Origin of the sequence: Bacteroides sp. NSJ-39, from assembly GCF_014287315.1 — a bacterium.
GTDB lineage: Bacteria > Bacteroidota > Bacteroidia > Bacteroidales > Bacteroidaceae > Bacteroides > Bacteroides finegoldii.
Genome location: NZ_JACOOB010000018.1, coordinates 1 through 13,135, shown reverse-complemented (window position 1 = coordinate 13,135; position 13,135 = coordinate 1). Strand labels below are relative to the sequence as shown.

Below are 13,135 nucleotides of genomic sequence, written 5' to 3'. Positions count from 1 at the left end.
AAATTCTGTATCTTCGTAATAAAAACATAAAACCTACAAAAAGTATGATTACCAATCGGGAAGAAGTGCTGGAAAAGGCCTTTAAGGTATTTGTCAAAATGAACTACGAGAAAGCCAGCTTTACAGAGATTGCGAAAGCCTGCGGACTATCAAGGGCAGGCATCATCCACTACTTTCCATACAAATTAGATTTATTTGTAGCAGTAGTAGACAAATTTGTATTTCAAATCCATCATCCGAATAATAAGTTCGATGTAAAAGAATGTACCTTAAAAGATTTTATCGAACTGTATTTGAAAGGTGTAACCGCTACCATGAAGCGATTGGTGGAATTAATAGATGACGGCAACAATCCTTATGATTCTTGTCCCAATTTTTACTATTTTCACTTCTTCACACAGGTCAGGATGTACTATCCCAATATCCGGAAACAGATACCCAAGTTTTATGAACAAGATTATCATTTGTGGACTACCATTATACAACAAGCAAAAGATAGTGGAGAAATACGTCCTGATACAGATGTGAAGAAGGCGGCAACCATGTTCCGTCAAATGTATTTCGGTCTGTCTTATGAGCAATCATTCTTAAACGGATTGGATGTCGATCTTCTTGCTGAAAATTTCCGTTATATTTACTCATTACTGAAATGATAAGCCACTGATAAAGTGTACATTGACAGAAAGTTAAGCAAAAAACCAAACAATTGTATGGTTTTTGCTTAACTTTTTTATATATTTGCGCCTAAGTCAATAACTTAAAAAGATAAATTATGTCAATTTACACACTCATTCCCATCGTTTTTATCGCCCTATATTTAGGGTATTGGTTCTATATAAAGAACAAGAACTCACAACAAGCTCAAATTGTCAGCAACACTGATTTCAAAGCAGAATTTGCAAATGCCGAGAAGTATAAAAACCACTTCCTGACTTCCGAACTACCTTTCTTAAAGAAAGCGATGGAACAGGAAAAGATTGATGCTTTCAACTATGCCAGCAATGAATATGGGGTAGCTTCTGCCCTCAAAGACGGAGTAAAAGATAAATTAAAAGGAATGGCAACTTTGGGAGCAGTACGTTTCACCACAGTGCAAACACCTAAATATCTCGTACTAAGCGGAAAAAACTTACATTTATTCGACACAGATACGGACGGTGAGATCGATCGGCACTTTATCTTCGATGCAGCACGTCTTGAGAATTCCAGACTTACCGAACTTCCACTGACCGGTTCGGTACAGGCACAGGCTCAAGCTCGCGGAAATAACATAAAAGCTTATAAGTTATCACTACAGACTGATGACAAACCTGTCGTACTCATCATCTACTCCTGCTTGATTTTTACCAATATTGCAGAAATACCAACGAATCCCCAAAAGACAATAGAAGCCATTATCATAGCAAATGATTTTTTGAAACAACTAGGCGACCTGTATCCGAACCTAAAAGTTTCACTGCCGATATTCAACTAAAAGAAAAATATAGGAGAGAAAAATAAAACTGTATTCAACAGGAGAACTAATAAAAAGACGGCTGAAAGCGAGAACACCTACTTTCAGGTTTCGCTTTCAGCCGTTTTTCTTTTTTCAGCAAGCGACTATAAAGAATCGTTGAATGCTGAAATCATTTCGTTACTGTGCTGATTCTACCAATACTACACGGTTCAGGATCGGTTGACCGAATTTATCGACACCACCACCGGCAGCAACTTTCAGTCTATCGGCAGAAATGCCATACTTCTTAACGAGCAAATCTTTAACAACTTGTGCACGTTCCAGACTCAACTTCTGGTTGAAAGCCGGAGTACCGGTTGCAGAGTCTGCATATCCATTGATTGTGTACGTAGTATTCGGAAACTCTTTTATCTTATTAGCAAGGTATGACAAGTTCATTTCTTCTTGCGGAGACAACTTATCAGAGCCAATCTTGAAGAATACAGTACGTGGGGCAATGTTGGTATCTGCAATCACAACTTCTTCAGTGTCTTCTATTTCCACCGGTTGTTGTGCGTTAGCCAACTGCTGTTGCAACTGCAGATTAGCGGCAGCCATCGCATTCATCTGATCACGCATCTGACTTAATTCGATTTCAGAGATAATCTGTGGTACAGGACGTTGGAATCCACGAGTCGGGAAATAATAGGTTACACCTACAGTAGCACCTAAGATACCGTCATAGTCACGTTTACCTCCGTGTTCACCGTCAAACTTACCTTCCAGCCCTGTTGCACTCAATTCCAGATTCAAATCGACAGCATTCGACAAGCGGAAACGGTTGATGATACCTGCATTGAAAGTAGCCGAATTGGTATGAGGACGAGTATAGGAGTGAGCCCAACCTGCACCGATATAAGGTATGATCTCATAAATACGATCCGGATTATATCCACCGAATAATGCATTTAAGTTAATCATCAAATCACCGTGAAGGTTCATATAATCCCATCTCTGTTTGTAAGAACCATCTTCTCTCGGACCACCGACTACATAATCGGCCGTTTCATTCATTGTGAATCCCTTAGCTTGCAGTCCGCTGTATTGCAAACGTACACCCAAACCCGGAGTCACCCATTTGCCGACAGATACATTAAACGTAGGAGCGACACGATCTCGGAATTTGCCGATATGGTCATTGTTGCCATACAGCACCTGAGCACCACCTCCTACAGAGAAGAACCAGTTGCTCCAGAATGGATTGGTTATTACTTGATATTTATCCTGTACCTGAATCACTTCGTATTCAGTTACCGTCATAGTCTGCTGCGCAGAAGCGACAGACGCAACGCCGGCAAAAGCCAGCAACATCAGAATCTTTTTCATATACCTAATAGTTAAGTGGTTATTTAAATCTTTTTCTTTGTTTAACTAATTAAATAACACGAACCGAACTAAAAGGTTTTATGAATAGAAAAAATAATTTGTTTTATTTGAATAAACGTTCGATATCTTCCTCTTTGATCGTTGTCAACACTGTTTTCCCATCCGGGGTGTAATTCGGTGAAGGACAGGCAAAAAGATTATCGACAAGGCTTACCATCTCTTCATTGCTCAATACTTGCCCGTAAACGATTGCCGCCGCACGCGCCAATGTTAAAGCCAATATATTTTGGATTTCTTCCTTTACATCGTTTCCTTTTTCCATTGCCGTATGCAGCATATTACGCACCAATTCAACCGGATTCAATCCTTCGATACCCGATGGAATGCCATTTATAGCATAACTTCCGCCACCTAAATTACTCAAATCGAAACCTACCGCCGCCAAATCATCCATGATACCTTGCAACACGGCTGCTTCCGAAGCCGGCAACTGCAATATCTCCGGGAAGAGAACGCCTTGAGATACTCCTTGTTTCTGCCGGATCTGTTCCATATAACGGTCGAAAAGTACTCGGATATGTGCCCGGTGCTGATCAATAAGCATCAAACCGGATTTCACAGAAGTCAGAATGAAGCGCCCTTTAAATTGCAAATGTTGGTTTCCTTTCTCCACCACAGGCTCATCGCCATACAAGGTCGAAGCTATGGATGTCAGCGTTTCTCCCTCTTTCTCCGTGACAAACGATTGTTGTTCACCACTAAAAGGGTTTTCCCAATCTGTCTCAGGCTCGGGCATCGGATTATTCATTTTGCTAGCCTTTGTCAATCCCCCGTATAAATCTTCCCATTCCACTTTGGAGCGACTATATGAACCGCCACCACTGCCTCCAGCCGAAACCTTGAACGGATTATAATCTGAATTATAATGAACTTTAGGAGGTTCGGAAGAGGTGCTCTGCTCAAATGCCGGAATATCGGGCATGTCTTCCGTATCAAAATCAATAGAAGGAATAGCGCTGAACTTACCCAATGATTCTTTGACAGAAGCCGAAAGAATCTGCCAAATAGCCTGTTCATTCTCAAACTTGATTTCTGTTTTTGTCGGATGGATATTCACATCGATATTAGCCGGATCTACTTCAAAATAAATGAAGTAGGAGATCTGTTCACCGGCGGGAATCAACTGCTCATAAGCTTCCATCACCGCCTTGTGAAAGTAAGGATGGCGCATATAACGTCCATTGACAAAGAAATACTGATGTGCACCTTTCTTGCGGGCAGTCTCCGGCTTAGCTACGTATCCGGAGATTTTCACCATCGTAGTATTCACCTCTATATTCAGCAGTTGCTGATTAAGCTTTTTACCGAAAATAGCCATGATACGCTGGCGCAACGGAGATACGGGAAGATTGAAAAGTTCGGAATCATTACTGTAAAGCGAGAAGGCAACTTCCGGATGAACGAGAGCGATCCGTTCAAATTCAGCAAGGATATTGCTCAGTTCGGTGGAATTAGCTTTCAGAAACTTACGCCGGGCCGGCACATTAAAGAACAGATTCTTTATAGAGAAATTGCTTCCTTTAGAACAGGAAACAGCTTCCTGACTCTCCACTGTAGAGCCCGCTATCAGCAGCTTTGTCCCTAGCTCTTCTGATTCCGGACGTGTCTTCAACTCCACCTGCGCCACTGCGGCTATGGAAGCCAAAGCTTCTCCTCGAAATCCCATCGTGCGCAAAGCAAACAAATCGGAAGCCTCACGTATTTTGGATGTAGCATGGCGTTCGAAAGAAAGACGGGCATCCGTTTCGGACATTCCCTTTCCATCATCAATAACCTGAATACTCGTTTTTCCCGCATCAGTCACCAGCACATGTATATTTTGCGCCTCCGCATCAATTGCATTCTCCACTAGCTCTTTGACTACAGACGCCGGACGTTGTATCACTTCACCGGCAGCAATCTGATTGGCTACCGAATCCGGCAACAAATGAATAATATCGCTCATACTTCGTAAATTAAAAACTCCAGCTTCCTGTTGCTAAATAATGCCACAGATAAAGAAGAAAGGCAATGATAATCAATATGATTCCGAAAGAGATCGGCTTGCGACCACTTGCTTTTCTTCTTTTCAAGTGGGTAGTTCCTTCGATAAACTTACCACGGATATCTTCCGGATTAAATTCTTTCTCCGGCAACATCCCCAAGTCGCGTTTAGCGTTCTCTTCCATCTTGGCGAGTTTCTCTTTACGCTCGTCTACATAAATGTATTGATGATTAAAGCCACGGGGTTTCCTCATCGAATTAAACATTCCCATACTGCTACATATTAATTAAGTTACGCTTATCTGTCTTTGGACGCCTGTCGGTAGTCGGTTTCAACGTTTCTCCCGCACGTTTGCCACGCCAGTTGAAAATATCGTCTTTATTCAACGGACGGACATAGTCAAACCAGGAAAAAGTAGGGAGACGCAGTTTGTCAGGAGGGATTTGGTCCATCGGATACATCGTTCCGTTAGATTTGCCGACAAACAGCCCTTTTTCCATTTTCTTATCCTTCATATAAAGATGGAGCACGCTGCCCTCCAAACAGTTAAATCCCGTCATGGTACTGTCTTTCTCTTCCGGATAGAAAGCCGTTTGCACATTACCGACTACCTCGATATGACGCATATCACCATTTATGAAATAAGCCTTCATCTCCTTTCCGGACACTTGATTATAGTGAATGGAATCCTTCATCTCCACCGTTAATGCCTGATTGATGATATGTGCCCAATCAATAGTACTGTCGTTCATATAAATCTTGATTTCCTCACCTAATAACTGCTGACCGTCATTCCACAGAATCGGATCGGTATACATGGTCATACAAGAATCTTTCGAATTATAAACCAGTGAATCGCATACTCCTTGCACGTCTGTACGATACATACGTACTTTATGATAAGCTTTCATTAAACGATACAACGAGTCGGTATTCAGATTGTAAGACACCAGCTGCAAAGTATCTCCGTGCATAAAGAGGCTATCCCCCTGTGAGTAGTCGATAGCCACAGCCCGTTTTGTTGCGAAGGCGGAGTCAGTCAATTCATTGTAGAAACAATAATCTCCTGTCAGCATATTCTTATTGATGGCATCCGTCATCTTCACATTGTCGAACGCTTCCCCATAACCGGCAACACGGTCGTAGAACAGACTGTCGCCCACCAATTTCTTTCCTTGATTGGTCAGAATGGAACGGTCCAACAGTTCGGCTTGCTCGGTCAATGTATTATAGAATCCACGCTCGGAGTAGATATGGTTATTGTCACTAACGATGTTTGAAGGACCGAGAATAACTGCGATTTTGTTCTCTGTATTATACCTTAATGTATCGGAAGTCAATACAAACTTCGGGTTAACCAATTTCACGTCATGATTAAACACCGACTGTTTGGTAGCAGGACTATACTCCCCCCAGTCGGAAGTCAGCACATTCTCTTCATCCATCAAAGTTCCTCCCTCGAAGTAATACCCGAGATCATAAAGACGGTCATAATTCAAGCTATCCGTCAGCAAAGTCGTATTACGGTTAATCATTTTCACGTTTTCACGGAGTTGCGCAATCTGCGTCATTCCGTCGTAATATAGATAATCACCGTAGATGAATAAGGTGTCTCCCTGCTCCATACGAACATTACTGAAAGCCTCTACAGAATTGGTTTTCTCAAAAATCAGCGCACTGTCACAATACATATACATACTGTCATGGCGCATTTTCACATTACCGATCAGTACTTGCACGTCCGGACGAGACAGTTTATCCGCCTGTCCCTCATCCGCATGAAGCAAATAAACCTTTGTCTTTTTATTTTCCGGCTGCTTCTTACTTTCCGACTGTTGCTTATTCGCCGGTTGTTGTTTCTTGTCTGCCGGTTTCTTGGGATTTTGCGCCACAAGACATACGCCAAACAGGCATAGAAAGCCTATAAGGAGCCATCTATGCCTGTCTTGTTGTTTATCTTTCTTATTTCGTTTCAGCATATAAAATCAAGCTGTTAAACATCAATCCTTCTTCACCCAACCCGGGTATTTGAAGTCACACTTCTGCCAGTTTTCGTTGATACGTACATAGGTATGTTTCTGTTTGTCCAGAATCCATTTTTGTAACATCTCTTCACGACGCTTATCCATTACAATTTCTTTCAAGTCCTGATAGTCTTCCGCAATGGTAGCCTTATGACCATTGATCTTTGTTTTCAACTTCACGATTGCACAAACTTCTTTTCCATCCTTCTCGTTTATCATTGTAAAGGCTTTTGAAATTTCTCCCACATTCATCTTGTCCACAACTTTGGCAACGTCCTGTGGAAGATCCTGCATCTGGAACTTAGAAGTAGTAATACCCGAGTGCTCATTAACATTCACCATGATACCATGGTTGTTACGGGTATCCTTATCTTGTGAGATAACGGCTGCTGCTTCATCAAAAGAAAATTTGTTCGCACGGATATCGTCAGCAATAGAATCCAGACGTGCGCAAGCTTCGGTCAGTTCCTTCTCCGATACTTTCGGACGCAACAGGATGTGGCGGGTATTCACACGGTCACCGCGCTTTTCAATCAACTGAATGATGTGATAACCAAATTCCGACTCCACGATCTTGGAAACCTTCTTCGGATCCTGCAAGCTGAATGCTACATTCGCATAGGCCGGATCCATCATACCGCGTCCCATAAATCCACACTCACCACCTTTGATGGCAGAAGCTTTATCCTCAGAATACAAACGCGCCAATGTAGAGAAGTCAATTTCCCCTTTTGTCACACGGTCTGTGTAGTCACGCAATTTCTTCTTCACATCTTCAATTTCCGAGATAGGAATCTTCGGTTGCAACGTGATAATCTGCACTTCCACCTGTGTCGGGATATAAGGAATGCTATCCTGCGGAAGATCTTTGAAGTAACGGCGTACTTCCGCCGGAGTCACCTTGATCTCTCCCACCAATTTCTGCTGCATCTTCTGCACTGTCAACCCGTCACGCGCATTATCACGCAAAGTTTCGCGAATCTGTGTCGAAGTCTTATTGAAGTATTCCTCCATTTTTTCTTTTGAACCGATCTGCTGGATATACATATTGGTCATCATATCTACACGCTGGATGATCTCCGCTTCGGAAACCTCAATACTATCCAACTTAGCTTGATGCAAAAATAACTTCTGCACGGCAATCTCTTCAGGAATCACACAATACGGATCGCCTTCGAATCTGCGTCCATTATACAGGGCATCCATACGAGCCTCTTCTACATCTGATTTCAAAATAGCTTCGTCACCTACTACCCAAACTACTTCATCAACCACATTATCCTGAGCATAAGTTGCCACATTAGCAAATACTGCCAAGACAAGGGTAACAACAAATCTAAAGTTCACAAACTTCTTCATTCTTTGTATTTAATAATTATATATAATCTTCTTCTTGCTTACTGCCTGCTGATAGAGATCATTCTTCACTCGTTCCATAAAATCTACCCGCTTTTGATTGACCAGCAGGTCTTTCACTTCCGGACGGGCAAACTCATACGGTTTTTCCTCTCCCGCTCCACGATAATCACTCACATTCAGGAAATAACAGAATGCCGTATCTTTCAATTCTATCTGACGGTGTTTATTCACATATTCTTCCGGAGCTTCCACTTTCAACGGAATCATATCCAACACATCCGTCACGGATACCCATTTGTCGTAAAAGTACTCATATTTCACCGCATTCTGCAAACTATATTTTTCAAGACTTTCAATAGCATCCTGTTTATCAGATTTATACCACCTGCGCACATTATTCAGTTGGGGAGCCGTCAACGGCACTTTGATAAACAACCCCTTAATCAACGGATTCTCCAATTTGAACAGTTCCTTGTTCTGTCCGTAATAATCCGTAATTTCTTGTTCGGAGATATCATTCGTCAACTTCTGGTTTATCAATTCTTGCTGATAAGTATGCATAATCAACGCTTTCCGATAATTTTCCACCAGTTTGTCCACATCGACATTGTCCGGAATATTGTTTGCCGCTTTTTCATACAATAAGATTTCTTCCGTCCAGCTACGAATATAATGCTCGGTGAAGAGAATACTATCATCTTTTGACAACCCGACAGGAAGCACGGACATCAAATCTTCTTTATACAAAAAGTTACCGTCCACCTCTACCAAAGGAGTCTTTCCTTTGTGGTCGCGCTGTTCCTTGCACGCCCCACAACCGAGAAGGGTAATCAGTAAGAGGACTAATATTCGCATTGTCAACTGAAATCTACTTATTTAAGGTACGAAGATAGTGAATAATCGGTTACATCAGTTATTATTAACTGTTTTTAAAACCTCTTGGTTTATTTCAACCTTACCAGACTCCCTCAATTCCCGCGTCCAGCACGTGTCAAGATAGGTTCTATAATCCTTCCGCACCCGGTCTATTACTTCCCGATAATCATCCGGACCTTTCTGCTTTTTGCCGACAACTATAGTAAAAGGATAAGACAATAAAGGTTCAAAATCTCCGCTCTTAAAAACCAGTTTATTGACATATTTATTCTCTCCGTCGGCAAACGTTCCCTGTTCAATCTGTATCTTTTCCGCTCCGGATGTATTAAAAGTTTGCCGGAGCTTATCCATCCATTCATCGGCAGGTAACTTCTTCAACATCTTTTTTGCCCGCTTCGCAATCTTTTTATCGGCACAGTGAAGAACAACACCTTTGTAGCGAGGGTTATCCCAGTGGTAATCAGATGAATGAAATTTAAAGTAAGTAGCCAATCCGACCCGATCATTCATTGCAGGCAACTCCACTTTCTGCCGTGTCATTTCCTTTATAAGATAATCTTCATCCGCCTTTTGCAATGCGTACCGAGCCTCCGGATATTTTTTATCTAAATTTCTACTTTCATAGTCCAATAGAGACTTTGCTACAAATTCCTCAAGTTGACGTTTCACAGTCATAGGATGGGAAGCAGCAAATTGTTTGAACCGACCTCCTGTATACTCCTGCCCATCAATAGCAAACAATGTCCGTTCCGTATCTCCTTTTGTCAACAGTTCCTCTATACCTGTCTGATTCGGAGTATACCTCCACTCCCTTTTCAGTCGCTCTATTACTTTTCCGATCCCCTGATTCCGAATTTCCTTATGCAATATGCGCTGTACAATTCCATCGACTACGTCCTCATACACAGGCAACTCCTTCCTATCCATGACCTTCAGAATATGGATTCCCGCAGGAGTAAAAAACGGTTCGGAGATTTCTCCCTTCGACAAAGCAAAAGCAATATTTTCAAACTCAACAGTAGTTTGCAATCCTCCAATCCAACGGCTTTGCCTATCATCCGAATAACATTCCACCAAAGCAGAGAAATCCAATCCGGGCTGATTCCGGATAGCCTGATAAATAGAGTCCATCCGAGCTTTTTCTTCTTCCAAATGTCGGGAAGTTATTGTCTGTGGTAAATACTTAAAAATCTGCATTACTTGCACTTGCCCAGTACGTGCTTTCAGTGCCATTTTCTGATAGGAAACACGAACGCAGCTATCTACCGTCTGTTTATCAACCAGACAATCCTCCATCAACTTAATCCGATTCTCTTCGTGTTGTTTGCGAAAGGCAGCAGTTGTATCAAGTCTGATAGCCTTAGCAGCTTCAACTTTCTGTATTGCCTGAGAAAACAGCAGTGCATATTCTTTAGGGGAAAGATCCCTCCCCCCACCTGCCCTATAATGATGATACGAATATTCAAATTCCGAACGGGAAACCCCTCTCCCGTTAACACGCATCAGCACAGGATCTTCCTGCGCAAAAGCCAGAATTCCAAAGAGACAGGCACATAGCGGCAACAAACATCTTTTCATCATCAATTCTCATTTTACAAACAATAAACGGTGAGCAGCGAACATCTGCTGATTCATACAGCCTGTTCACCGTTCACCGTTAACAGTTCACCGTTTATATTTATTATTCCGGACGACTATAATTAGGCGATTCACTGGTAATCGTCACATCATGCGGATGGCTTTCCATTACCCCTGCATTGGTAATACGGGTAAACTTCGCGTCATGAAGTTTTTCAATATTAGCAGCGCCACAGTATCCCATACCTGCACGTAAACCACCTGTCAATTGATAAACCACTTCGAAAAGCGTACCTTTATAGGGAACACGGGCAGCAATGCCTTCCGGAACCAATTTCTTTACGTCAGCCGTTCCACTTTGGAAATAACGGTCTTTTGAGCCATTCTCCATTGCTTCCAATGAGCCCATGCCTCGATAGGATTTGAATTTACGACCATTGAAGATGATTGTATCACCTGGAGACTCTTCCGTTCCGGCAACCAATGATCCGATCATCACACAATATCCACCGGCAGCCAACGCTTTTACCACATCACCCGAATAACGCAAACCACCATCGGCAATCAAAGGAATACCTGTACCTTTCAAGGCTTTCGCTACATCATATACAGCCGACAACTGCGGAACGCCTACGCCTGCAACCACACGAGTAGTACAGATAGAACCCGGACCGATACCGACCTTCACCGCATCGGCACCTGCTTCCACCAATGCTTTCGCAGCTTCTCCGGTAGCAATATTACCTACTACAATATCAATATCAGGGAAGCGTTTCTTAGCTTCTTTCAGTTTCTCAATCACGTACATCGAATGTCCGTGAGCCGTATCAATGACAATAGCATCCGCACCTGCATCTACCAAAGCCTGCATACGGTCCAACGTATCGGCAGTAACCCCCACACCGGCAGCTACACGCAAACGACCTTTGGCATCTTTACAAGCCATCGGTTTGTCTTTTGCTTTTGTAATGTCTTTATAAGTAACCAGACCGATCAACTTTCCATCCATTCCGACAATCGGAAGTTTCTCAATCTTATGCTTCTGAAGAATCTGGGCAGCAGACTCCAAGTCAGTAGACTGGTTAGTAGTCACCAATTTTTCTTTCGGAGTCATGACAAGATCGATATGCTTAGTCATATCTCTTTCGAAACGTAAGTCTCTGTTGGTAACAATACCTACCAAATAGCCTTCGTCATCTACCACAGGGATACCACCAATCTTGTATTCTGCCATAATGTCCAAAGCGTCTTGAACGGTAGAGCCTCTTTTAATCGTTACAGGGTCATAAATCATACCATTCTCGGCACGCTTCACAATGGCAACTTGTCTTGCCTGTTCTTCGATAGACATATTTTTGTGAATCACTCCGATACCCCCCTCACGAGCAATGGCAATAGCCATTTTCGCTTCGGTAACCGTATCCATGGCAGCCGTCACAAAAGGAATTTTTAACTCAATGTTTTTTGAAAACTTTGTCGAGAGATCGACAGTGCGCGGTAAAACTTCAGAATAAGCAGGGATCAACAATACGTCGTCGTAAGTCAACCCGTCCATTACAATCTTATCAGCAATAAATGACATAGGGCTATGCGTTTAAAATTTATTGCGTGCAAATATACGGTTTTTATTCAAAATGCGCAAACTGTGCGCCAGAATATTTAATGAGGGGGGCTAATTAACGTGAGTTCGATATAAGAATAAATATATTTCACTTATAATTAGAAACATAGCGATAAAAGTCATTAAATTTATAGTGTCCAATTATAACATTTAAACGATTACCGCTATGTTTCCAGAGTCTAAAGTTACAGAGATTTATTGTATAGCCGATGATTTTTGCAAGGAATTTACATTTCACAGGAAAAATATATGATTAAGGATAAGAAGACCAATCATCGTAACAACCCCAACCGTATGAGTGATGCTGAGATTATGGTTATTCTCATCCTGTTTCACTCCGGTGGTTTCCGCAGTTTCAAGCATTACTATAAGGAATATGTCTGTAAACATCTGAAACACCTTTTTCCGCGTCAGGTTTCTTATAACCGTTTTATGGAACTGGAGAAGGAAGTACTGCTTCCACTGACCATCTTCATCAAGAAAGTCCTGCAGGGAACCTGTACCGGCATCAGTTTTGTCGACTCCACTCCCTTACGTGTTTGTCGTAACCAAAGAATCCTTACTCATAAGACATTTGAGGGACTTGCCGAGCGTGGAAGATGTTCAATGGGATGGTTCTTCGGATTCAAGCTGCATCTGATAATCAATGATAAAGGAGAGATCCTCAATTTCATGTTCACGCCTGAAAACGTGGATGACCGGGAACCGTTGAAGCAAGGTAAGTTTCTGGAAAACATCAAAGGAAAACTATGTGCAGACAAGGGATATATCGGGCAGGCTCTGTTTGAAAATCTTTTCCTGAATGGCATACA

Annotated in this window: 10 protein-coding genes and 1 pseudogene; 3 read left to right on the top strand and 8 right to left on the bottom strand. The window is 42.2% G+C overall.

Features of this window, described 5'->3' with window-relative positions; translation table 11 throughout:
- Positions 1 to 44: 44 nt before the first annotated feature.
- Together H8S63_RS16460 and H8S63_RS16455 are read left to right on the top strand one after the other, a co-directional pair.
- Entirely contained in the window at positions 45 to 653 is a 609-nt protein-coding gene (locus H8S63_RS16460) for a TetR/AcrR family transcriptional regulator (RefSeq protein WP_007749526.1), read from the top strand.
- Positions 654 to 772: 119 nt separating this feature from the next.
- Complete coding sequence (locus tag H8S63_RS16455; RefSeq protein WP_186927400.1) at positions 773 to 1,474, top strand: hypothetical protein; 702 nt, start codon at positions 773 to 775, stop codon at positions 1,472 to 1,474.
- 159 nt (positions 1,475 to 1,633) lie between these two features.
- Here the strand turns inward: H8S63_RS16455 and H8S63_RS16450 are convergent, their stop codons facing one another.
- From H8S63_RS16450 to guaB, 8 genes are all read right to left on the bottom strand, one after another.
- Positions 1,634 to 2,821 carry an OmpA family protein gene (locus H8S63_RS16450; RefSeq protein ID WP_186927399.1) on the bottom strand — a complete coding sequence of 396 codons (1,188 nt, stop codon included), beginning with the start codon at positions 2,819 to 2,821 and terminating at the stop codon, positions 1,634 to 1,636.
- Between the two features lie 103 nt (positions 2,822 to 2,924).
- A complete protein-coding gene (gene mutL / locus H8S63_RS16445) occupies positions 2,925 to 4,826 on the bottom strand; it encodes a DNA mismatch repair endonuclease MutL (RefSeq protein ID WP_186927398.1) in 1,902 nt (633 codons plus the stop codon).
- A gap of 10 nt (positions 4,827 to 4,836) precedes the next feature.
- Positions 4,837 to 5,136: a hypothetical protein gene (locus H8S63_RS16440; RefSeq protein WP_007749535.1), complete on the bottom strand. Its 300-nt coding sequence runs from the start codon at positions 5,134 to 5,136 to the stop codon at positions 4,837 to 4,839.
- A 4-nt stretch (positions 5,137 to 5,140) separates the two neighbouring features.
- Positions 5,141 to 6,844 carry an OstA-like protein gene (locus tag H8S63_RS16435; RefSeq protein WP_007749538.1) on the bottom strand — a complete coding sequence of 568 codons (1,704 nt, stop codon included), beginning with the start codon at positions 6,842 to 6,844 and terminating at the stop codon, positions 5,141 to 5,143.
- 21 nt (positions 6,845 to 6,865) lie between these two features.
- On the bottom strand, positions 6,866 to 8,248 hold the full coding sequence (locus H8S63_RS16430) for a peptidylprolyl isomerase (RefSeq protein ID WP_007749541.1): 1,383 nt from the start codon (positions 8,246 to 8,248) through the stop codon (positions 6,866 to 6,868).
- Positions 8,249 to 8,257: 9 nt separating this feature from the next.
- A complete protein-coding gene (locus H8S63_RS16425; protein WP_007749550.1) occupies positions 8,258 to 9,103 on the bottom strand; it encodes a hypothetical protein in 846 nt (281 codons plus the stop codon).
- Positions 9,104 to 9,157: 54 nt separating this feature from the next.
- Complete coding sequence (locus tag H8S63_RS16420) at positions 9,158 to 10,705, bottom strand: peptidylprolyl isomerase (protein WP_186927397.1); 1,548 nt, start codon at positions 10,703 to 10,705, stop codon at positions 9,158 to 9,160.
- A gap of 100 nt (positions 10,706 to 10,805) precedes the next feature.
- The gene (gene guaB / locus H8S63_RS16415; RefSeq protein ID WP_007749555.1) at positions 10,806 to 12,284 is read right to left on the bottom strand and encodes an IMP dehydrogenase; all 1,479 of its coding nucleotides are present in this window, start codon (positions 12,282 to 12,284) and stop codon (positions 10,806 to 10,808) included.
- A gap of 205 nt (positions 12,285 to 12,489) precedes the next feature.
- Here guaB and H8S63_RS16410 point away from each other — a divergent pair.
- Positions 12,490 to 13,135, top strand: a pseudogene (locus H8S63_RS16410) (IS982 family transposase); the annotation flags it as partial.

What these genes read in the sequence shown, in the direction of transcription:
- H8S63_RS16460 (WP_007749526.1), top strand. Translation starts at nt 45, where the DNA reads ATGATTACCAATCGGGAAGAAGTGCTGGAAAAGGCCTTTAAGGTATTT.
- H8S63_RS16455 (WP_186927400.1), top strand. Translation starts at nt 773, where the DNA reads ATGTCAATTTACACACTCATTCCCATCGTTTTTATCGCCCTATATTTA.
- H8S63_RS16450 (WP_186927399.1), bottom strand. Translation starts at nt 2,821, where the DNA reads ATGAAAAAGATTCTGATGTTGCTGGCTTTTGCCGGCGTTGCGTCTGTC.
- mutL (WP_186927398.1), bottom strand. Translation starts at nt 4,826, where the DNA reads ATGAGCGATATTATTCATTTGTTGCCGGATTCGGTAGCCAATCAGATT.
- H8S63_RS16440 (WP_007749535.1), bottom strand. Translation starts at nt 5,136, where the DNA reads ATGGGAATGTTTAATTCGATGAGGAAACCCCGTGGCTTTAATCATCAA.
- H8S63_RS16435 (WP_007749538.1), bottom strand. Translation starts at nt 6,844, where the DNA reads ATGCTGAAACGAAATAAGAAAGATAAACAACAAGACAGGCATAGATGG.
- H8S63_RS16430 (WP_007749541.1), bottom strand. Translation starts at nt 8,248, where the DNA reads ATGAAGAAGTTTGTGAACTTTAGATTTGTTGTTACCCTTGTCTTGGCA.
- H8S63_RS16425 (WP_007749550.1), bottom strand. Translation starts at nt 9,103, where the DNA reads ATGCGAATATTAGTCCTCTTACTGATTACCCTTCTCGGTTGTGGGGCG.
- H8S63_RS16420 (WP_186927397.1), bottom strand. Translation starts at nt 10,705, where the DNA reads ATGATGAAAAGATGTTTGTTGCCGCTATGTGCCTGTCTCTTTGGAATT.
- guaB (WP_007749555.1), bottom strand. Translation starts at nt 12,284, where the DNA reads ATGTCATTTATTGCTGATAAGATTGTAATGGACGGGTTGACTTACGAC.